General features: G+C 61.6%; 16 protein-coding genes. 13 read left to right on the plus strand and 3 right to left on the minus strand.

Annotated features, from left to right (window positions below; all coding sequences use genetic code 11):
* The first annotated feature begins 26 nt into the window (after positions 1-26).
* The 10 genes from FHX11_RS03985 (at position 27) to FHX11_RS04030 (ending at position 12782) form a co-directional block, all read left to right on the plus strand.
* Entirely contained in the window at positions 27-1112 is a 1086-nt protein-coding gene (locus FHX11_RS03985) for a BMP family ABC transporter substrate-binding protein (RefSeq protein WP_184355267.1), read from the plus strand.
* Between the two features lie 145 nt (positions 1113-1257).
* Entirely contained in the window at positions 1258-2220 is a 963-nt protein-coding gene (gene ytfQ / locus FHX11_RS03990) for a galactofuranose ABC transporter, galactofuranose-binding protein YtfQ (RefSeq protein WP_184355269.1), read from the plus strand.
* A gap of 231 nt (positions 2221-2451) precedes the next feature.
* Positions 2452-3975, plus strand: coding sequence for a galactofuranose ABC transporter, ATP-binding protein YtfR (gene ytfR / locus FHX11_RS03995; protein ID WP_184355271.1), 1524 nt, complete (start codon positions 2452-2454; stop codon positions 3973-3975).
* Positions 3972-5000, plus strand: a complete 1029-nt coding sequence (locus tag FHX11_RS04000) for an ABC transporter permease (RefSeq protein WP_184355273.1) — start codon at positions 3972-3974, stop codon at positions 4998-5000. The genes ytfR and FHX11_RS04000 overlap by 4 nt, the downstream gene beginning before the upstream one ends.
* Positions 4997-5965, plus strand: a complete 969-nt coding sequence (gene yjfF / locus FHX11_RS04005) for a galactofuranose ABC transporter, permease protein YjfF (protein ID WP_184355274.1) — start codon at positions 4997-4999, stop codon at positions 5963-5965. Before FHX11_RS04000 ends, yjfF begins: the two co-directional genes overlap by 4 nt.
* 15 nt (positions 5966-5980) lie before the next feature.
* Positions 5981-6727 (plus strand): FadR/GntR family transcriptional regulator, encoded by a 747-nt coding sequence (locus tag FHX11_RS04010; protein WP_184355276.1) that lies wholly within the window; start codon positions 5981-5983, stop codon positions 6725-6727.
* 161 nt (positions 6728-6888) lie between these two features.
* On the plus strand, positions 6889-8250 hold the full coding sequence (gene glmU, locus FHX11_RS04015; protein ID WP_184355278.1) for a bifunctional UDP-N-acetylglucosamine diphosphorylase/glucosamine-1-phosphate N-acetyltransferase GlmU: 1362 nt from the start codon (positions 6889-6891) through the stop codon (positions 8248-8250).
* 117 nt (positions 8251-8367) lie between these two features.
* On the plus strand, positions 8368-10194 hold the full coding sequence (gene glmS / locus FHX11_RS04020) for a glutamine--fructose-6-phosphate transaminase (isomerizing) (RefSeq protein ID WP_184355280.1): 1827 nt from the start codon (positions 8368-8370) through the stop codon (positions 10192-10194).
* Between the two features lie 179 nt (positions 10195-10373).
* On the plus strand, positions 10374-11072 hold the full coding sequence (locus FHX11_RS04025; RefSeq protein WP_184355282.1) for a DUF502 domain-containing protein: 699 nt from the start codon (positions 10374-10376) through the stop codon (positions 11070-11072).
* A gap of 231 nt (positions 11073-11303) precedes the next feature.
* The gene (locus FHX11_RS04030) at positions 11304-12782 is read left to right on the plus strand and encodes an esterase-like activity of phytase family protein (RefSeq protein WP_184355816.1); all 1479 of its coding nucleotides are present in this window, start codon (positions 11304-11306) and stop codon (positions 12780-12782) included.
* A gap of 146 nt (positions 12783-12928) precedes the next feature.
* On the opposite strand, the gene recG is transcribed toward FHX11_RS04030, so the two are convergent.
* On the minus strand, positions 12929-15034 hold the full coding sequence (gene recG / locus FHX11_RS04035) for an ATP-dependent DNA helicase RecG (RefSeq protein WP_184355285.1): 2106 nt from the start codon (positions 15032-15034) through the stop codon (positions 12929-12931).
* 173 nt (positions 15035-15207) lie between these two features.
* Between recG and FHX11_RS04040 the strand changes: the two genes are divergently transcribed.
* The 3 genes from FHX11_RS04040 to FHX11_RS04050 are packed head-to-tail and all read left to right on the plus strand — an operon-like array spanning position 15208 to position 19390.
* Positions 15208-15522 (plus strand): succinate dehydrogenase assembly factor 2, encoded by a 315-nt coding sequence (locus FHX11_RS04040; RefSeq protein WP_184355287.1) that lies wholly within the window; start codon positions 15208-15210, stop codon positions 15520-15522.
* On the plus strand, positions 15519-19019 hold the full coding sequence (gene mfd, locus FHX11_RS04045) for a transcription-repair coupling factor (RefSeq protein ID WP_184355289.1): 3501 nt from the start codon (positions 15519-15521) through the stop codon (positions 19017-19019). Before FHX11_RS04040 ends, mfd begins: the two co-directional genes overlap by 4 nt.
* 14 nt (positions 19020-19033) lie before the next feature.
* Positions 19034-19390, plus strand: a complete 357-nt coding sequence (locus FHX11_RS04050) for an SH3 domain-containing protein (protein ID WP_184355291.1) — start codon at positions 19034-19036, stop codon at positions 19388-19390.
* Between the two features lie 500 nt (positions 19391-19890).
* Here the strand turns inward: FHX11_RS04050 and FHX11_RS04055 are convergent, their stop codons facing one another.
* Positions 19891-20562, minus strand: a complete 672-nt coding sequence (locus FHX11_RS04055) for a DsbA family oxidoreductase (protein ID WP_184355293.1) — start codon at positions 20560-20562, stop codon at positions 19891-19893.
* Positions 20563-20671: 109 nt separating this feature from the next.
* Positions 20672-22480, minus strand: coding sequence for an extracellular solute-binding protein (locus FHX11_RS04060; RefSeq protein WP_184355295.1), 1809 nt, complete (start codon positions 22478-22480; stop codon positions 20672-20674).
* Positions 22481-22717: the final 237 nt, after the last annotated feature.

Below are 22717 nucleotides of genomic sequence, written 5' to 3' on the forward strand. Positions count from 1 at the left end.
AAACCTTCCAACCAACAGGGGTTACTATGAAGAAACTAGCTCTCTCACTCGCCGCCACCGCGGCCCTCATCGTCGGGTTCGGCGCCGCCACCTCGGCGGAAGCAGCTTCCAAAACGAAGATCTGCTTCATCTATGTCGGCTCGAAGACCGACGGCGGCTGGACACAGGCACATGACAAGGGCCGCCAGGCGCTGCAGAAGGAGTTCGGCGACAAGATCGAAACGCCGTTCCTCGAAAACGTTCCGGAAGGCCCGGATGCCGAACGCGCCATCGAGCGCATGGCCCGCTCCGGCTGCGCGATGGTCTTCACCACCTCCTTCGGCTTCATGGACCCGACGATCGCGGTCGCCAAGAAGTATCCGAAGGTGAAGTTCGAACACGCCACCGGCTTCAAGACGGCTGACAATGTCGCGACCTACAATTCGCGCTTCTATGAAGGCCGCTACATCAGCGGCGTCATCGCCGCCAAGCTGTCGAAGACCGGCACGGCCGGCTACATCGCCACCTTCCCGATTCCGGAAGTGGTCATGGGCATCAACGGCTTCGAAGCCGGCGCCCGCTCGGTCAATCCGAACTTCAAGATGAAGGTCATCTGGGTCAACACCTGGTTCGATCCGGGCAAGGAAGCCGACGCCGCCAAGGCGCTGATCGACCAGGGCGTCGATATCCTGACCCAGCACACGGACACGACCGCGCCGATGCAGGTTGCCGAACAGCGCGGCATCAAGGCTTTCGGCCAGGCGTCCGACATGATCGCCGCCGGCCCGAAGTCGCAGCTGACTGCGATCGAGGACACCTGGGGCGCTTACTATATCAAGCGCGTCCATGCCTTCTTCGACGGCACCTGGAAGTCCGAACAGAGCTTCGACGGCCTGAAGGACGGCATCCTGACCATGGCGCCCTATACCAACATGCCTGACGACGTGAAGAAGCTGGCCGAGGAAACCGAGGCCAAGATCAAGTCCGGCGAACTCGCGCCCTTCACCGGCCCGATCAACAAGCAGGATGGCACGCCCTGGCTGAAGGCCGGCGAACGCGCTGACGACGGCACCTTGCTCGGCATGAATTTCTACATCGAAGGCGTCGACGACAAGTTGCCTGCCGCGAAGTAAGCTTGCCTTAGTAATGCAGAGTTGAAAAAGGGCGCCCATGGCGCCCTTTTTTGTTGCGTTGCATCAACGAATGTCGATTTACAAAAGTATTACTATATGATTTTTTCTCTCTCGGCCTCAGGAGATGGCCCATTGGGAGGATATTATGAAACTGAAGACTGCACTGGTGAGTGCCACGATTCTTGCTGCTTGCATGTTCACGTCCGCATCGGCAAAGGACCTGGTCGTCGGCTTCTCACAAATCGGTTCTGAATCCGGCTGGCGCGCGGCAGAAACCACGCTGACCAAGCAGGAGGCCAAGAAGCGCGGCATCGATCTGAAGTTCGCTGACGCGCAGCAGAAGCAGGAAAACCAGATCAAGGCGATCCGCTCCTTCATCGCCCAGGGCGTGGACGCGATTCTGCTCGCTCCGGTCGTCGAAACCGGCTGGGATTCGGTCCTGAAGGAAGCCAAGGAAGCCAAGATCCCCGTCATCCTGCTCGACCGCACGATCAACGCGCCGAAGGATCTCTATCTGACCGCCGTCACGTCCGACCAGATCCACGAAGGCAAGGTTGCCGGCGACTGGCTGGTGAAGAATGTCGGCGACAAGAAGTGCAATATCGTCGAGCTCCAGGGCACGACCGGCTCCTCGCCGGCCATCGCCCGCAAGAAGGGCTTCGAGGAAGCCATCAAGGGCCACGACAACCTGAAGATCGTCCGCAGCCAGACGGGTGACTTCACCCGTGCCAAGGGCAAGGAAGTCATGGAAAGCTTCCTGAAGGCCGAAGGCGGTGGCAAGGACATCTGCGCGCTCTACGCGCATAATGACGACATGGCCGTCGGTGCCATCCAGGCGATCAAGGAAGCCGGCCTGAAGCCGGGCAAGGACATCCTGACCGTATCCATCGATTCGGTTCCGGACCTCTTCAAGGCCATGGCGGCCGGCGAAGCGAACGCAACGGTGGAACTGACGCCGAACATGGCAGGTCCCGCCTTCGACGCGCTCGACGCCTACCTGAAGACCAAGAAGGAACCGCCGAAGTGGATCCAGACCGAGTCCAAGCTCTATACGCAGGCTGACGATCCGCAGAAGGTCTACGAGGCGAAGAAAGACCTGGGCTACTGAGATAGAAATCGATCGTGTCGGCCGGACAAGCGGCCGGCACGCTCTTTCGGCGCGGAATTGCCTTGCATTACAGCGTCGCACGTCACATGCGACGTGCAAAATGACGCTGTAACATCTTAAAATTGCTGCGTAATTTTATCCTTAAATCGATACTGATTTAAAGAATTATGCAGCAGGCAAACGGCAGTTCCGCGTTTTTCATGCAGCTCAATCCAAGGAAATTCTCGCGCCATGGCTCACGATGTCGAGCGCCTTCTGACAGCAACAGGCTTCTGCAAATATTTCCCCGGTTCCACCGCGCTCGACCATGTCGACTTCACGCTGCGTCGGGGCGAGGTCCATGCCCTTCTCGGTGAAAATGGCGCGGGCAAATCCACTCTGATCAAATGCATGACCGGCGCCTATCGCCGCGATGCGGGCAGTCTCGTCCTCGATGGCGCCGAGATCGATCCGCACGATACGCTGGCGGCACAGAAGCTCGGCATCGGGACGGTCTATCAGGAGGTCAATCTCCTCGCCAATCTGAGCGTGGCGGAAAACCTGTTTCTCGGCCGCCAGCCGCGGCGCCTCGGCATGGTCAGCAGCCGGCTGATGAACAGCATGGCCAGGGATCTGTTGCTGCAATACGGCATCGATATCGACGTGACGCGCCAGCTTGATCGCTTCTCGGTGGCGATCCAGCAGGTCATCGCCATCGCGCGCGCCGTCGATCTCTCCGGCAAGGTCCTGATCCTCGACGAGCCGACCGCAAGCCTCGACACCCATGAAGTCGCCATGCTTTTCGGCGTCGTGCGAAACTTGAAGCAACGCGGGCTTGGAATTGTTTTTATTACTCATTTTCTGGAACAGGTTTATGAAATCTGCGACCGGATCACCGTTCTTCGCAACGGCCGGCTGGTCGGCACCCGCGACGCTGAGGGCTTGCCGCGGCAAACCCTGATCGCCATGATGCTGGGCCGCGAACTGGCGGAGGCCGAAGCAAGCACGAAGCAGGCGACCAGCGAAAGCGGGCCGGCGAAATATCACTTCAGCAATTTCGGCAAGCGCGGCAAGATCAAGCCCTTCGATCTGGAGGTTCGTGTCGGCGAGGTTGTCGGCATCGCCGGCCTGCTCGGCTCGGGACGCACGGAGACCGCGGAGGTGATGTTCGGCGTCGAGCGCGCCGATAGCGGCGAAGCCAGGATCGAGGACAAGGCGGTGAGCCTTTCCGGCCCGCGCGCCGCCATCAAGAACGGCTTCGGCTTTTGCCCGGAGGACCGCAAGACGGACGGGATCATCGGCGACCTCTCGATCCGCGAGAACATCGTCATGGCGCTCCAGGCCCGTCGCGGCTGGGCTCGTCCATTGTCGCGCGGCGAGCAGAACGCGATCGCCGACCGCTACATCAAGGCGCTGGATATCCGCACCACAGACCGGGAAAAACCGATCAGGCTGCTGTCCGGCGGCAATCAGCAGAAGGCCATCCTGGCACGCTGGCTGGCGACCAATCCAAGCTTCCTCATTCTCGACGAACCGACGCGCGGCATCGATGTCGGCGCCCATGCCGAAATCATTCGGCTGATCGAGGATCTGTGCCGCCAGGGAATGTCACTGGTGGTAATATCCTCCGAGCTCGAGGAGCTTGTGGCCTATAGTTCCCGCGTCATCGTGCTGCGCGACCGCGAGCATATTGCCGAGCTGACCGGTGCCGAAATCACCGCCGGCCATATCGTCGACGCCATTGCCACGGCTCAGAGCAAGCGGGAGGAAGCATGAGTTCCCAGATCAAGGCATCCTTGTTTCGACTAATGCCGCAGCTCATTGCCTTGGCTGCCATTCTTCTTTTGAATTTCATCATGTTCCCGCATTTCTTTCATCTGGAAGTGCAGAACGGCAGATTGTACGGCAGCCTCATCGACGTCCTTAATCGCGGCGCGCCCGTGGCACTGCTGGCGATCGGCATGACGCTGGTCATCGCGACCAAGGGTATCGATCTTTCGGTCGGCGCGGTGATCGCCATTTGCGGCGCGGTCGCGGCATCCGCGATCGTCTCCGGCCATTCGCTCGCCTATACGCTGCTGCTGACCCTCGGCGTCGGGCTGGCATGCGGGCTGTGGAACGGCTTGCTGGTCGCCGTGCTCGATATCCAGCCGATCATCGCGACACTGGTGCTGATGGTCGCCGGCCGCGGTATCGCGCAGCTCATCACCGAAGGCGTCATCATGACCTTCAACGACGAGGGGCTGATCTTCTTCGGCAGCGGCTCCTTCTCCTGGCTGCCGATGCCCGTCGTCGTCTGGCTGGCAGTGGCGCTCGCCGTCATCCTGCTGGTCAGGCGGACCGCGCTCGGGATGCTGGTCGAGGCCATCGGGATCAATCGCCGCGCCAGCACGCTGTCCGGCATCCAGACGCCGATCCTGCTGATCGCCGTTTATGCGCTGAGCGGCCTGTGCGCCTCCATCGCCGGCATCATCGTTTCCGCCGATATCAAGGGTGCGGATGCCAACAATGCCGGCCTCTGGCTCGAGCTGGACGCGATCCTGGCGGTCGTCGTCGGCGGCAACTCGCTTCTCGGCGGCCGCTTCAGCATCGTCGGCTCGCTGATCGGCGCCATGATCATCCAGTCGGTCAATACCGGCATCCTGCTCTCCGGCTTCCCGCCGGAATTCAATCTGGTGATCAAGGCCGTCATCGTCATCATCATTCTGGTCATCCAGTCTCCGGCTCTCCAGTCCGTCACGGCATTTTTCTGGCGCCGGCGGGGCGAGGCGCGGATGATCCAAGAGGAGCAGGCAAAGTGAACTCGAAATACCTTCCGCTGCTCGCGACGATCGTCATCTTCATCCTCGCCTATACGGGCTGCGCCCTGCAGTACCCGACCATGCTGTCGACCCGCGTCGTCGGCAACCTCTTGACGGACAACGCCTTTCTCGGGATCGCCGCGGTCGGCATGACCTTCGTCATCCTCTCCGGCGGCATCGACCTGTCGATCGGCTCGGTCATCGCCTTCACCGGCGTCTTCCTGGCGATCATCATGCGCGACACATCGATCCATCCGCTGGTCGCCTTCGTTCTGGTTTTGGTGATCACCACGGCTTTCGGCGGCGGCATGGGCGCGATCATCCATTATCTCGGCATGCCGCCCTTCATCGTCACGCTGGCGGGCATGTTCCTGGCGCGCGGCATCGCCTTCGTCCTGTCGATCGACAGCATCCCGATCGACAACGAGTTCTATACCGGGCTCAGCGACATGTATCTGCTCTTGCCGGGCGGCGGGCGTCTGACGCTGATCGGCGCCATCATGCTGCTCGTCTTCGCCGGCGGCATTCTTTTGGCGCACCGAACGCGCTTCGGGGCCAATGTCTATGCGCTCGGCGGCGGCGTCCAGACCGCGCAGCTGATGGGCGTTCCCGTGGGACGCACCACGATGCAGATCTACGCGCTCTCCGGTTTTCTGGCCGGTCTATCCGGAATCGTTTTTTCCCTCTATACATCCGCCGGATATTCGCTTGCCACCGTCGGCGTCGAGCTCGACGCCATCGCCGCGGTGGTTATCGGCGGAACATTGCTGACGGGAGGAGCAGGGTTCGTGGGGGGAACTCTCATCGGAATTCTCATACAAGGCTTGATTCAGACCTACATCACCTTCGATGGAACGCTTTCCAGCTGGTGGACGAAGATATTGATCGGGCTGCTACTGTTTGCGTTTATTCTGATGCAGAAAGGTCTTCTGCTCCTGTCCCGTTTCAACCGACGTTACGCTTAGGGAAGGATCGGGGGCTTGCGCGGCAGATTGCTTGAGACACGAAAATCCGAAGGGAAATCACGAACGAGCCATGCTCAGGTCGTCGATGATCTCGGAAAAGCGATCGTGGCGGGCGTCTTTCCCATCGGCAGCATCCTTCCGGGCGACAGCGATCTCCTGCAGCGGTTCAAAGTGTCGCGCACGGTTCTGCGCGAAAGCATGAAAACACTGGCGGCAAAGGGGCTGGTCGTTCCGCGCGCCCGCGTCGGCACCCGGGTGACCGAGCGCATTCACTGGAACATGTTCGACAACGAGGTGCTGACCTGGCACTTCGAAAGCGGTGTCAACGAAGAGTTCCTCCTTCATCTCTATGACATCCGCCTGGCCTTCGAGCCGTTTGCCGCCAGTCTGGTGGCGGAGCGGGCGGGCGCGGAAGAGGTCGAGCTGCTGCGGCGGCTGGCCCTGGCGATGGCCGCCCCGGAACATACGCCCGACAGCCTCGCCCTTGCCGACCTGCATTTCCACCTGGCCGTTACCGAAGCATCCCACAATCCTTTCATGCGCTCGCTCGGCGGCCTGATCGAGGCCGCGCTGGTCGGCATGTTCCGCATGAGCGCGCCGCCCAGCAGCAACGGCTTCGCCAATATCGCCGATACGCATATGGCCATTGTCGATGCGATCGCGGCTCATGACGGACTGGCGGCCTACAAGGCGATGGAATTCGTCATTTTCGATGGTCGCCAGCATGTGCTGCAGGCCTTCGCGGCGCTGACGCATGCCTGAGCGCAACCTCTAAATTCGCCGTAGTTTCCATTCAACTCGTCGCCAAGGTCATTGTTTAGGCAATTCCGGATGGAAAACCGCTGCGCATTTCGCCTGGAATTGCTCTAAGAGAGGACGAAGCCTACATAGGCCTCGCCGAGTCGCATCTTTCGGAGCTTGAAATGGAACGCACCTGTCTCGCCATCATCCTTGCCGCAGGCGACAGCACCCGCATGAAGTCGTCGGTTTCCAAGGTGCTGCATCCGATCGCCGGCCGGCCGATGATCGCGCATGTGATGGAAGCGATCGCCAGGACCGATATTTCCGCCGCAGCGCTCGTCGTCGGCCGCAATGCGCAGGAGGTGACCGCCGCAGCCGATATCGGCGGGATCGAGGTCGAAGCCTTCCTGCAGAAGGAGCGCCTGGGCACCGGTCATGCCGTGCTGGCTGCCCGCGAGGCGATCGCTCGCGGCTATGACGATATCATCGTCGCTTACGGCGACGTGCCGCTGCTTACCGACGTGCCGCTGCGCGCCGCGCGCCAGGGACTTGCCGAGGGCAACGACATCGTCGTCATCGGTTTCCATACGGAAAACCCGAACGCCTACGGCCGCCTGCTGGTGAAGGACGGCGAACTGATCGCCATCCGCGAGGCGAAGGATGCGACGGATGCCGAGCTTGCGGTGACCTGGTGCAACAGCGGCCTGATGGCCATCAACGGCCGCAAGGCGCTGGATCTGCTCGACCGCATCGGCAACAGCAATGCCAAGGGCGAATATTATCTCACCGATCTCGTCGAGATCGCCCGTTCGCTCGGCGGCCGCGCCGTTGCGGTCGATGCGCCGGAAGTGGAAATGACCGGCTGCAACAATCGCGCCGAACTCGCCGTCATCGAACGTCTCTGGCAGGAGCGGCGGCGCCATGAGCTGATGCTTTCCGGCGTCACCATGATCGCGCCGGAAACGGTGTTTCTCGCCTATGACACGGTGATCGGCCAGGATGCGCTGATCGAACCGAATGTCGTCTTCGGTCCCGGCGCGGTGATCGATGGCGGGGCGGTCATCCATGCCTTCTCGCATATCGAGGGCGCCCATGTCAGCGCGGGCGCGACCGTCGGCCCGTTCGCGCGGCTGCGCCCGGGCGCGGACCTTGCCGGCGGCTCCAAGGTCGGCAATTTCTGCGAGGTGAAGAACGGCAAACTCGGCGAGGGCGCCAAGGTCAATCACCTGACCTATATCGGCGATGCCACCATCGGCGCTGGCAGCAATATCGGCGCCGGCACGATCACCTGCAATTATGATGGGGTCAACAAGCACGAGACCCATATCGGCGCCAACAGCTTCGTCGGCTCGAACTCGTCGCTGGTAGCCCCCGTCAGAATCGGCGACAATGCCTATATCGCCTCCGGCAGCGTCATTACCGAGGATGTTCCCGCCGAAGCGCTGGCCTTTGGGCGGGCACGCCAGGAAGTAAAGCCCGGCCGTGCCAAGCTCATCCGCGAAAGGGCCCTGGCCATCAAGGCGGCCAAAAAGGGCAGCCACTAAACCCGTGGTCGATCCCGCGTAACGGTCGGACATCGAAAGTGACCGTGACGGCAATTGAGGAAAATCGACAGAATCATTAGGACTTGCCTTCACATTTGAGGCCAGACGGAGAGTTGTATGTGCGGCATTGTTGGGATTGTCGGAACGAAGCCTGTAGCCGGGCGATTGGTGGATGCCCTGCGGCGTCTCGAATATCGCGGCTACGATTCGGCGGGGGTCGCGACCATCCATGACGGCGCAATGGATCGTCGCCGCGCCGAAGGAAAGCTCTTCAACCTGGAAAAGCGGCTGGATGCGGAGCCGTTGCCGGGCGTGACCGGCATTGCCCACACCCGCTGGGCCACGCATGGCGTTCCGAACGAGACCAATGCCCATCCGCATTTCGTCGAAGGCGTCGCCGTCGTCCATAACGGCATCATCGAGAACTTCTCCGAACTGCGAGAGGAGCTGAAGGCCGAGGGCAGGGTCTTCACCACGCAGACCGACACCGAGGTCGTCGCGCATCTGCTGGCGAAATATGTCGGCGAGGGTCTCGACCCGCGTGCGGCGATGCTGAAGATGCTGAACCGCGTCACCGGCGCCTATGCGCTCGCCGTCATGTTCCAGAGCCATCCCGATACGCTGATGGCCGCGCGCTCCGGCCCGCCGCTCGCCGTCGGCTTCGGCAATGGCGAGATGTTCCTCGGTTCCGACGCCATCGCGCTCGCGCCCTTCACCAACGAGATCACCTATCTCGTCGATGGCGACTGCGCCATCATCACGCGCAATAGCGCCACGATCCTCGACTTCAACGGTCGGGAAGTCAGCCGGCCCCGGCAGATATCGCAGGCGACTGCCTATGTCGTCGACAAGGGCAACCACCGCCATTTCATGGAAAAGGAAATCTACGAGCAGCCGGAGGTGATCTCCCATGCGCTCAGCCAATATGTCGACTTCGTCGGCCATCGCCTGCGGCCGAATGCGTCGGCCATCGACTTCAAGGGCGTTTCCGGCCTTGCCATCTCCGCTTGCGGCACGGCCTATCTCGCCGGATTGATCGGCAAATACTGGTTCGAGCGCTATGCCCGCCTGCCGGTGGAAATCGATGTCGCTTCCGAATTCCGCTATCGCGAGATGCCGCTGTCGCCGTCGCAGGCCGCCTTGTTCATCTCGCAGTCGGGCGAGACGGCGGATACGCTGGCGTCGCTGCGCTACTGCAAGGACCATGGCCTGAAGATCGGCGCCGTCGTCAACGTCAAGGAATCCACGATCGCGCGCGAATCCGACGCGGTCTTCCCGATCATGGCCGGGCCGGAGATCGGCGTTGCCTCGACCAAGGCGTTCACCTGCCAGCTTGCCGTCCTGGCGTCGCTGGCCATCGGCGCCGGCGTGGCGCGCGGCACGGTCAGCGCCGCGGATGAAAGTGCGATGGTGCGTCATCTGGTCGAGATGCCGCGCATCATGGCGCGGGTGCTGAACATCATCCAGCCGCAGATGGAAAGCCTTGCGCGCGAGATCTCCAAGTTCAAGGACGTGCTCTATCTCGGCCGTGGCACCAGCTTCCCGCTTGCGATGGAAGGCGCCCTGAAGCTCAAGGAAATCTCCTATATCCATGCGGAAGGCTATGCCGCCGGCGAGCTGAAGCACGGTCCGATCGCGCTGATCGACGAGAACATGCCGGTTATTGTCATCGCCCCCTATGACCGCTTCTTCGACAAGACGGTCTCCAACATGCAGGAGGTGGCGGCGCGCGGCGGCCGTATCATCTTCATCACCGACGAGGCCGGTGCGGCTGCCTCCACGCTTCCGACCATGGCGACGATCACCCTGCCGGTCGTCGATGAAATCATCGCCCCGATGATCTTCTCGCTGCCGATCCAGCTGCTTGCCTATCACACCGCCGTCTTCATGGGCACGGACGTCGATCAGCCGCGCAATCTCGCCAAGTCGGTGACGGTCGAATAATCCGCTTTCTTCGCGGCTTTTCGCGCAGATAACGTCGTCGTGAACCGGGCCGATATGCGGCCCGGCGGCGTGACTGGCGGGTTGTGCGCATCGCGAATTTCTGGCACGATTCACGCTGGAGATGGTGGGGGAAATTTGCCGGGAGCGGTAGGCGACGGAACGGAGTTTTCGAACGGCGAATGACGGAAAAGCCCATCAAGATATCCGTGGCGGCACGGATCAGAAATAATTTCCTGGCCGGCGTGATCATCTGCGCGCCGATCGCCATTACCTTCTGGCTCACCTGGTCTGTCATTCATTGGGCCGATAGCTGGGTTCGGCCCTATATTCCCGCGCGCTACGATCCCGAGAACTATCTGAACTTCGCCGTGCCCGGCACCGGCGTGCTGATCGCGATGATCTTCATCACGATCATCGGCTTCCTCGCCAAGAACCTGATTGGCCAGAGTATTGTCCGCTTCGGCGAATCCATCGTGCAGCGCGTGCCGCTGGTGCGCACCATCTACAAGAGCGTGAAGCAGATCTTCGAGACCGTGCTGAAGGAGCAGGGCACCTCTTTCAAAAAGGTCGGTCTGATCGAATATCCGAGCCCCGGTCTCTGGTCGATGGTCTTCATCTCCACCGATGCAAAGGGCGAGATCGCTTCGAAATTCAATGCCATGGGCAAGGATATGGTGGCGGTTTTCCTGCCGCCGACGCCCGTGCCGACCGCCGGCTTCCTCGTCTTCGTGCCGCGCGAGAAGATCACGGTTCTCGACATGAGTCCCGAGGACGGCGCCAAGCTTCTAATTTCCGGCGGCCTGGTCTCGCCCGACTATCGCGAAAAGCTGCTCGCGCCCAAGGAAGTACCGCCTGTTCCGATAAAATCGCTGTCGTAGCAATCACTTGCTTCCGCCTTCTCGCAAATCCCACACGTTGGGAGCGAGTTGTCATGTCTCTATCATGTTGCTGTCTTAGACCGTCTGCCGGAAAGGCAAACGGGCGCATCTCATCCTCGAATATCCAGCTTCAAAGCCGGAGACGAACATTCGATACGGCTTCCGGCCGATCGGGGATGAATGCCGTTCCAGCACATGGTTTCATCAGGAGGTATTGCCGTGAAGCGTTCAATGACTTTGCCGCTGCTGTCAGCAGCGCTCGCTACTTTCGTCTTTTCCGCGCCGGCCGTGGCCCTTGCCGATAATTCCGTCACCGTCGGCGGCATGACGCTGGTCAACAAGGGCCTCATTGCCATCGGCCGCATTCCCGCCAATCAGCGCGACAAGTTCGGCGAGACCTTCGGCTCGGGTTCCGGCATGTCGATCGATGCCAAGAGCTGGGTGCGCAATGCCGACGGCACCTACAAGGGTTCGCTATGGTTGCTGCCGGATCGCGGCTATAACGTCGAGGGCACCACCGACTATCGTCCGCGCCTGAACACCATCGACGTGCAGCTGACGCCGGTCGCTCCCGGCGCCACGCCGCCGGCCGGCAAGGAGCAATCCGGCCTTGAGGTAAAGCTCGCCGACACCATGCTGCTGACCGACAACAAGGGCGCCGACACCACCGGCCTCGATCCGGCGGGCGGCACCCGCCAGGCGGAAGGCGCCATGCCATTGCTGCCGCAAGCACCGAACGGCAAGCTCTCGCTCGACAACGAGGCCATTGCCCGTCTGCCCGACGGCACCATGTTCATCAGCGACGAATACGGCCCCTATATCTATCGCTTCGCGGCCGACGGCCGGATGATGTCGGCCACGCAGCCACCGGCTGCGCTGCTGCCGATGCGCAATGGCGCGGTCAATTTCGCCTCGAACAATCCGGGCCCTGGCGAAAGCGCTCCCGATCCGAAGGACCCGACCAGCGGTCGTCAGAACAATCAGGGCCTCGAAGGCATGTCGCTCACGCCAGACGGCAAGTTCCTGATCGCGGTGCTGCAATCGGCGACCCGTCAGGATGGTGGCGATTCCGGCTCGACCCGGCAGAACACCCGCGCTTTGGTCTATGACGCCGCCGATCCGGCAAATCTGAAGCTGGTGCATGAATATATCGTACCGCTGCCGGTCTTCACCAACGACAAGGGCAAGACGGCGGTGGCCGCGCAGAGCGAAATCGTCGCACTTTCGCCGACGAGCTTCCTGATGCTGGCGCGCGACAGCAATAACGGCTACGGCCTGAAGGGCGAGAAGTCGCTCTACCGCAGCATCAACGTCGTCGATATCTCGGCCGCCACCGACATTGCCGGCAGCGCGTTCGATGCCGACAAGCCGGTCGCTCCGAAGGGCGTGCTCGATCCCTCCGTCAAGCCGGCGGCCGTGAGCCAGCTCATCGATATCAACGACGGCGCCAACCTAGCGCGCTTCGGACTGCACAACGGCGCACCGAACGACCGCAACAACCTCTCGGAAAAATGGGAGGCCATGTCGCTCGTCAGCGCACTCGACCCGAAGCAGCCGGACGACTACTTCCTGTTCGTCGCCAACGACAACGACTTCCTGACCCAGGACGGCTACCAGGTCGGCGCCGCCTACAAGGCGGAGGGCGGGGCCGATGTCGACACCATGTTCCAGGTGTATCAGCTCACGATCCCCGGCCTTTCGGCGAAGTAACGGATTTTCCGAGATGGATGGACGCGGCGCTCGCGTCCATCCGGTTAGAGCAGTTCAGCGTTCCACGGAATCGCTGAACTGCTCTATCTCTTTGTTTTCACGCAATTCCGGACGGAAAACCGCTACGCACTTTTCCTGGAACTGCTCTATCCCGCGCGCAGGAACCGGATCGCCTCGTCGCGACGGAAGAGATAGAGCAGGGTACGCACCGCCATGCCGCGCTCGCCGGTCAGATCCGGATCGCGTTCGATCAGATAGGCGGCGTCCTTGCGGGCAATTTCGAGAAGATCGGCATGAGCTTCGAGGCTGGCGATGCGGAAGCCCGGCGTGCCGGATTGCCGCGTACCGAGCAATTCGCCTTCGCCACGCAGCTTCAAATCCTCCTCGGCGATGCGGAAACCGTCCTCGGTGTCGCGCATGATCGACAGCCGCGCATGGCCTGTTTCGCCGAGCGGGCCTTTGTAGAGCAGGATGCAAGTCGAGGCCTCGTCGCCGCGTCCGACGCGGCCGCGAAGCTGATGCAGCTGCGCCAGGCCAAAGCGCTCGGCATGCTCGATCACCATGATTGTCGCATCGGGGACGTCGACGCCGACTTCCACCACTGTCGTTGCGACCAGCAGGCGGGTCTCGCCATTCTTGAACGCCATCATCACGGCATCCTTCTCCGGCCCGCTCATCCGGCCATGGATGAGCCCGACAGCCGGGCCGAGTGCCTTGGTCAGCGTTGCATGCCGCTCCTCGACTGACATTAAATCGGATTCTTCGGTTTCCTCAACAAGTGGGCATATCCAATAGGCTTTCTTGCCTTCGGATAACGCGCTTTTCAATCGCGAAACGATCTCACCCGTACGCTCGGTCGGAACAGTAATGGTCTGGATGGGTTTGCGGCCGGCCGGCTTTTCGGTGAGCTTGGAAACATCCATGTCGCCGAAGGCGGCAAGCACCAGCGTTCGGGGGATGGGCGTCGCCGTCATGACAAGCATATGCGGCGAGATGCCTTTCGCGGTCAGCCGCAGGCGCTGATGGACGCCGAAGCGATGCTGCTCATCAACGACGGCCAGCATGAGATTGGCATAAGTGACGCTGTCCTGGAACAGCGCATGCGTGCCGATGACGATCTGCGCTTCGCCGGACGCGATGCGTTCGAGAATGGCGTCGCGCTCGCGGCCCTTGGTCCGCCCGGTCAGCACTTCGACGGAGAGATTGGCGCTGGCAGCGAATTTCGAGATGGTGGCGTGATGCTGCCGTGCCAGGATTTCCGTCGGCGCCATCAACACGGCCTGGCCGCCGCTTTCGAGAACGGCGGCAATCGCCATCAGCGCCACCAGCGTCTTGCCGGCGCCGACATCGCCCTGCAGCAGGCGCAGCATGCGCTCGGTGCCGGCCATATCCTTGAGGATATCGGCAATGGCCTGCGTTTGGCTGTTCGTCAAGGAGAAGGGAAGGGATTCCAATATCTTCCGGCTGATTTCTCCAGTCGGATGCACGGGTTGGCCGGCGACCTTACGCAAACGCTGGCGCACCAGCGACAGCGACAATTGCCCGGCCAGAAATTCGTCATAGGCAAGCCGGCGCCGAGCCGGCGACTGCGGATCGATGTCGGCTGCGTCGCGCGGCGCATGCAGCATGTGAAAGCTGTCCGATATCGAGGGAAAACCCTGCTTCTGCGCCAGCGCTGCATCGTCCCATTCCGGCAGCTCCGGCATGCGGGTCAGCGCTGCCTCGATGGTCTTGCGCAGGAATTTCAATGCCAGTCCCGCCGTCAGCGGATAGACGGGTTCGACCAGCGGCAGGTTCTGCGCCTCGTTTTCGCGCATGATGTAGTCGGGATGCACCATCGACGGGCGGCCGTTGAACCAGTCGACCTTGCCGCTCACGGTGACCGTCTCGTCAACAGGCAATTGTTTTTCCAGCCATTGCGCCTTGCCGCGGAAGAACACCAGCGCGAGTTCGCCGGTTTCATCGTGCAGATAGACGCGATAGGGCACGTTGCTGCGCGGATTTGGCGGCGGCTGGTGGCGATCGACGCGGCCGGTGATGGTGACGATGGCGCCCTGCGGCGCCCGCGCGATGCCCGGCTGCTCGCGCCGGTCTATGATGGAATGCGGCGCGTGGAAGAGCAGGTCGATTACGCGGCAATCCTCGACCGTTTCCCGGTCGAGCAGCTTCACCAGCAGCTCGGCAACCTTCGGCCCGACGCCGGGCAGCGAGGAAATGGAAGCAAATAGCGGGTCGAGAATAGCCGGGCGCATGGCCGGCAAAATGCGACGGGGAGGGTGGACTTGGCAAGGGCCGATGGCAGCGACGGCCTTTCTGAGGCCGACACTCCCCGGAAAATTGCACGAGGGACGCTTTTTTCCGAAAAACCGGTTCCCACCTTACAAGGCTGGTTTTATAGAGACGCATCAACATAAGGGTGTTTTTGATGACTGGGCTCACTCTCAGCAGTGCCGATCTCGATCCTCGCCGCCGGCGCATCCTGTTTCGCTGCTGGCATCGCGGCATCCGCGAGATGGATCTGGTCTTCGGCCAGTTCGCCGACAATGAGCTGCCGGGCCTGAGCGAAGCCGACCTCGACGAGCTCGAGCGCATCATGGCCGAGGAAGACAACGATCTCGTCAAGTGGGTTCTCGGAACCCAGCCGACGCCGCAGCATCTGCAAACGCCGCTGTTCCAGCGCCTGGCGTCCTACAAGCCCGATTTCGACGAGATCGCGGAAAGGTTCGGAATAACGAGATGATCCCCGGTTTCGACGCGAAGAAACTGCTCGCCGCAAGCGAGCCGCTGACTGTTGGCCATGTGCCGTCCGGCCTGGAACCCTTCCTGCTGGCTGAGCTGGCAAGAACGGGACAGCCCGTCGCCTATGTCATGTCGGACGGCCAGCACATGGCCGATGTCGAGCAGATGCTCGGTTTCCTCGCGCCCGAAATCCCGGTGCTGACGCTGCCCGCCTGGGACTGTCTTCCCTATGACCGCGTCTCGCCCAGCTCCGACACCTCGGCGCGCCGTCTCGCGGCCTTGAGCGGCCTCATCGCCTATCATCGCAAGCCGCATGCGGCGATCGTGCTGGTGACCGTCAACGCCATGCTGCAGAAGGTGGCGCCGCAGGATGTGATCGAGAGCCTTACCTTCTCCGCCAGGCCCGGCAATCAGGTGCGCATGGACGACATCGCCGGCCGCCTGGAGCGCAACGGCTTCGACCGCGTCGCCACCGTGCGCGAGGTCGGCGAATATGCCGTGCGCGGCGGCATTCTCGATGTCTTCGTGCCGGGTACGGAAGAGCCGGTACGGCTCGATTTCTTCGGCGATACGCTGGAGAGCATCCGCAGCTTCGATCCCGCCAGCCAGCGCACGACCGGCCAGGTCCGCTCCCTCGATCTCAATCCGATGAGCGAGGTGACGCTGACGCCGGATACGATCAGCCGCTTCCGCAAGAATTATCTCTCATCTTTCGGCGCCGCCACGCGCGACGATGCGCTCTATGTCGCGGTCTCTGAAGGCCGCCGCTATGCCGGCATGGAGCATTGGCTGCCGCTGTTCTACGAGAAGCTGGAAACGGTCTTCGACTATCTCAAGGGCTTCCGGCTGGTCACCGACCATACGGTGCGCGAAGCCGCCGAAGAGCGCTCCAAGCTGGTCTTCGACTATTACGACGCCCGCCTGAATTCCGGGCAGGGTGGCAAGGGCCAGATGGCGCAGGGCACGCCCTACAAACCCGTCACGCCCGGCCAGCTCTATCTCGACGGCAGCACCTTCGGCAAAGCGCTCGATGCCTTCAACGCCATCCGCATTTCGCCTTTCAACGAGCATGAGGGCGAGGCGCGCCGGGTGATCAGCGTTGACGCCCGCCAGGGGCCGCGCTGGGCGCGGTCCGCCACCGAAAGCGCCGATAGCGAACGCGTCAACGTCTTCGATGCCGTCGTCAAGCATATTGCCGATCGCCGCGCCGCCGGCGACAAGGTGCTGATATCGGCCTGGACCGAGGGATCGCTCGACCGCCTGTTGCAGGTGCTGGCCGAACATGGGCTGGCGCGCGTCAAGACGATCGAGGCTTTCAATGATCTCGGCAGCCTGGCGAAAGGCGAGGCGGCGGCGGCCGTGCTCAGCCTGGAAGCGGGTTTTGAGGCGGGCGATCTCGTCGTCATCGGCGAGCAGGACATTCTCGGCGACCGCATGGTGCGCCGCTCCAAGCGCCGCAAGCGCGCCGCCGATTTCATCTCCGAGGTCGCCGGCCTCGACGAAGGCTCGATCGTCGTCCATGCCGAGCACGGCATCGGCCGTTTCGTCGGGCTGAGGACCATCGAGGCGGCCGGCGCACCGCATGCCTGCCTCGAGCTGCGCTATGCCGACGACGCCAAGCTGTTCCTGCCGGTCGAGAACATCGATCTGCTGTCGCGCTATGGCGGCGAGGGCACCGAGGCGCAGCTCGACAAGCTCGGCGGCGGCGCCTGGCAGATGCGCAAGGCCAAGCTCAAGAAGCGCCTGCTGGATATGGCGGGAGCCTTGATCCGCGTTGCGGCCGAGCGATTGACGCGGCATGCGCCGGTGCTGACCGCGCCGGACGGGCTCTATGACGAATTCGCCGCCCGCTTCCCCTATGACGAGACCGACGACCAGATGAACGCCATCGATGCGGTGCGCGACGATCTCGGCGCCGGCCGGCCGATGGATCGCCTCGTCTGCGGTGACGTCGGCTTCGGCAAGACGGAAGTGGCGCTGCGCGCCGCCTTCGTCGCCGCCATGAACGGCACGCAGGTCGCGGTCGTCGTGCCGACGACCTTGCTTGCCCGCCAGCATTTCAAGACCTTTTCCGAGCGTTTTCGCGGCCTGCCGATCCGCGTGCAGCAGGCATCCCGCCTCGTCGGCGCCAAGGATCTGGCGCTGACCAAGAAGGAAGTGGCCGAAGGCAAGACCGACATCGTCGTCGGCACACATGCGCTGCTCGGCTCGGGTATCCAGTTCGCCAATCTCGGCCTGCTCGTCATCGACGAGGAGCAGCATTTCGGCGTCAAGCACAAGGAACGGCTGAAGGAGCTGAAGAGCGACGTGCATGTGCTGACGCTGTCGGCGACGCCGATCCCGCGCACATTGCAGCTTGCCATGACCGGCGTGCGCGAACTGTCGCTGATCACCACGCCGCCGGTCGACCGCATGGCGGTGCGCACCTTCATCTCGCCCTTCGATTCGCTCGTCATCCGCGAAACGCTGATGCGCGAGCATTATCGCGGCGGCCAGAGCTTCTATGTCTGCCCGCGTCTGGCCGATCTCGCCGATATCCACGCCTTCCTGCAATCGGATGTGCCGGAGCTGAAGGTGGCTGTGGCACACGGCCAGATGCCGGCCGGCGAGCTGGAAGACATCATGAACGCCTTCTACGAAGGCCGCTACGACGTGCTGCTCTCCACCACCATCGTCGAATCCGGCCTCGACGTGCCGACGGCCAACACGCTGATCGTGCACCGCGCCGACATGTTCGGCCTGGCGCAGCTCTATCAGCTGCGCGGCCGCGTCGGCCGTTCCAAGGTACGCGCCTTCGCGCTGTTCACCCTGCCGGTCAACAAGGTGCTGACGACGACGGCCGAGCGCCGCCTCAAGGTGCTGCAATCGCTCGACACGCTCGGCGCCGGCTTCCAGCTCGCCAGCCACGACCTCGATATCCGCGGCGCCGGCAATCTGCTCGGCGAGGAACAGTCCGGCCATATCAAGGAAGTCGGCTTCGAGCTTTACCAACAGATGCTCGAAGAGGCCGTTGCCGAGGTCAAGGGCGTCGACGAGATCCAGGATACCGGCTGGTCGCCGCAGATTTCCGTCGGCACACCGGTGATGATCCCCGACGATTACGTGCCGGACCTGCATCTGCGCATGGCGCTCTATCGCCGCCTCGGCGAAATCACCGAAATCAAGGAGATCGACGGCTTCGGCGCCGAAATGATCGACCGCTTCGGCCCGATGCCGCAGGAAGTGCAGCATCTCCTGAAGATCGTCTACATCAAGTCGCTGTGCCGCACCGCCAATGTCGAGAAGCTGGACGCCGGCCCGAAGGGCGTCGTCGTGCAGTTCCGCAACAAGGAATTCCCGAACCCGGCCAACCTTGTCGGCTACATCGCCAAGCAGGGCACCATGGCGAAGATCCGCCCGGACCACAGCGTCTTCCTGACGCGCGACCTTCCGACGCCGGAGAAGCGGCTGCAGGGGGCGGCGGTGGTTATGACGCAGTTGGCGGAGCTGGCGAAGTAGGGAGGCGCTGATCAGTGTCCACGAAAAGGACCGTTTTGGAGGCACACGTGGCCTCCTACGCTGATCCGATTGCGTTCAAGATCGGCGATCCAATTAATCTAACCGGTAAATCCGATAACTGGAAAGGTCACATATGGCTTTGGGCGGTGGGACCGGATGGCCGCAGTGGATGGATTCCTGATGCTGCTGTTCTCTTGTCTGAGGAACCATCCATAGCGTCCCGTAACTATTCAGCCATAGAGCTAACCTGCTCAGTAGGTGAGATATTGACGGCCTTGGAGGAGACCCATGGCTGGGTATGGTGCCAAGCGGCCGACGGCGTTAAAGGATGGGTGCCATCGGAGAAACTGTCATCGGAAGATGTCGGCTGAACGTGATGATATTACGGGAAGACACAATATTGCATCTCCACCGATTGGCATTCCAAGCCTCTGCTTCAAGTGAGCGCAGGCGCTCGAAAAAGAAGTGTTCCATCTCAGGAACAAAACTAATAACTTCGAATCCCGCTTCTTCCAATAGTCGTTGCGATTTTTTGTTTTCCGGTCATGCGAAAGCGCTGACCCTCGCGAGTTTCAACATGCAGTCGGCCACCGCCAATGTCACCGAGGCAAATTCGCTTCCAAATCGGCAAATCCAGGCATCCTGGTTGAAATAGTAGCCGGGCTCAACACCCCAGCCGGGATCGAAAGGATCATCGCATAGACCGTCCTAGCCTATGATCCAGCCGGTGCTTTTCAAAATGATGGTCCAGGGCGCATAACCGCTTTTGCCGCGCGGTCGCTCATGTGCCGCTATGCTCGGCGTCCAACAGCAACAACCTTAGCAAAATAAGCCGTGCCGTCTCAATCATTTCCCACCCTCAACGCAACATTCAATTCATCCCCGCCCGCGCCTCGGCCTTCATCTTGGCGATATCTTTCAGAGCTCCAACCAGCACGTCCGGCGTCTGCGCGCCGCTGACGGCATATTGCTGGTCGAAGATGAAGAAGGGGACGCCACTGACGCCGATCTTCTGGGCAGCGTCGATCTCGGCGAGCACCAGGTCGCGGTCGGCGTCGGAGGAAAGCAGGGCGGCAATGACGGAGCGGTCGAGGCCGGCGCCTTCGGCGATATCCAGCAGCACGGCATGGTCGCCGACATTGCGGCCTTCTTCGAAATTGGCCTTGAAGAGGGCGGTGACCACCTTTTCCTGCTTTTCGCGGTCTTCCGTGCCCGCCCAATGGATGAGGCGGTGGGCGTCGAGCGTGTTTGGGCCGATCTTGATGGCCTCGAAATCGAACTTGATGCCGACCTCGCGGCCGAGGTCGGTCAGCATCTTGTGTGCCTGCGCGACGCGCTCCTCGCCGCCGAGCTTCTGCGCCAGCGCCTTCTTCTGGTCGACGCCTTCAGGGGGATAGTCGGGATTGAGGCGATAGGGGCGCCAGTTGAGATCGACGCCCACTTCGTCCTGCACCTCGGCGATCGCCAGCTCCAGCCGTGCCTTGCCGAGATAGCACCACGGACAAACGACGTCCGAGACGATATCGATCGTGATGCGTTCCATGGTCGTATCCTTCCGCTTTATTCAGCTTAAAGACCCCATCTAGGCCTTCGGGGCGGCCGCTTCAACCGGTTACCAAAAAGGAACCAGCGACCTTTCCCGCCCGCAAGGTCTATTGCGCCGAGGAATCCCACCATGTCGGGAGCTGATAACCATAGAGCGGTAGCGCATCCGGATGAGCGATGCGGCTGCGCCGCGCCACCCATTGCTGGCCGATATGGTAGAGCGGCACCACATAATAACCGGAGATCAGCATACGGTCGAAAGACCGCACGGCATCGCGGAAATCCTCGGCGGAGCGGGCCGCCAGGAAATGATCCATCAACGTATCGACATCGAGATCGGCGACACCGGCGAAATTGAGGCTGCCCTCAGCCTTTGCGGCGGTGGAGCTCCAGCGCCCCACTTGCTCGATGCCCGGCGACAACGAAGAGGGGTAGGCCTTGAGGATCATGTCGTAATCGTAGCTGATCGTCCGGAGCTGATATTGCGAATCATCGACGGTACGGATCGTCACGGCGATACCGAGCAGCGCCAACGTCCGGCGATAGGCAATGGCGATGCGTTCCTGATCGGGATTCTGCGTCATGATCTCGAAGCTGAGCTGACGCCCGGCGCTATCGACCATCTTTTCGCCCTTGATCGTGTAACCGCCCTGCTTGAGGAGATTGACGGCCTTGCGCAGGATGGCGCGGTCTCGGCCGGACCCATCGCTGACGGGTAGCCTGTAGGTACCATCGAGCACATCGGGATCGATGCGATCCTTGATCGGGCCGAGCATGGCCAGCTCGCGTGCATCGGCGGGCACGCCGAGCGAGGAGAGGTCGGAATTCTGCCAATAGCTCTGCGTTCGCGTATAGGCGTTCGAAGAAAGGTTGCGGTTGACCCATTCGAAATCAAAGGCAAGCGTCAATCCTTGCCGCACGATCTTGTTGGCGAAGATCGGCCGGCGCGTGTTGAAGACGAAACCGAACATGCCGCTCGGCAGTTTCGGCTTAAAAACGTCCTTGACGACGGTGCCGGCGGTCACGGCCGGGAAATCATAGGCCTGCTGCCAATGGCCGGGGCTGCCGTCGGGATAGACGTCGATATCGCCCTTCTTGAAGGCTTCGAACAGCGTGGTCTCCTGTAGGAAATAGGTGACGGATATCTCGTCGTAATTATCGACACCGACCTTTGCGGGAATGTCCTTGCCCCAATAGTCGGGATCGCGCTGGTAGATGATACGCTGCCCCGGATCGATGCTTTTGACCTTGTAGGGGCCGGAGCCGATTGGAGTGGCAAGCGTGGTCCGATCGAAACTCTCCGGATCGATGGCGTGTTTCGGCAGGACCGGCAACGTGGCGATGATCAGCGGCGTTTCGCGATTCGCCTTGCCGTTGAAGTGGATGAGAACGCCATGCTCGCCGACCTTCTCGATCTTGCCGATTGTCTCCAGCGGGGAGGAGAAAACCACACGGCCCTTGTCGCGCAGGAGCTGGAAGGTGAAGATCACGTCTTCCGGCGTCACCGGCTGTCCATCGGACCATTTGGCGTTCGGATTGAGGTTGAACTGGATGAAGCTGCGGCTGTCGTCCCATTCGACGCTTTGCGCCAGCAGTCCATAAAGCGTGAACGGTTCGTCGCGCGAGCGCTGCATCAGCGATTCGTAGACGAGATTGCCGTAATCCGGATCCCACATGCCGCGCGCCGTGGTGCGCATGCTTTTCAGGATGAACGGATTGAGATTGTCGAAGGTGCCGACGACGCCGTAGCTGATGCGACCACCCTTTTTGACGTTCGGATTGACGTAGGGAAAATGCGTATAATCCGCCGGCAGGGCAGGATCTCCATGCATCGCGATACCATAGAGCGGCTGGGCGGCCGCCACGGTATAGAATGCCGAGAAGAACAGGAAAATAGCGATCCGGAGCGCTTGCATGGCATCCTTTCCGGTAAGGGGCATGATTCTGCGGAACCTTATCATGACAGTGCCGAATCCAACACGCGGCGAGGGGAATTCTTGCGTCTCAACAGAAAAGACCAAAGAAACGCTGGATATCCGCGCCTGTGCGATGTAACAGGGGGGCCGGGTTTCTCGGGTCATGCATTTGCCTTATTCATTCGACAGGTGGACGGCGGTTTGACCCGATTGGCATGGGGCGGCAGGCTGTCGTCC

This window comes from Rhizobium sp. BK602, assembly GCF_014195095.1.
Lineage (GTDB): Bacteria > Pseudomonadota > Alphaproteobacteria > Rhizobiales > Rhizobiaceae > Rhizobium.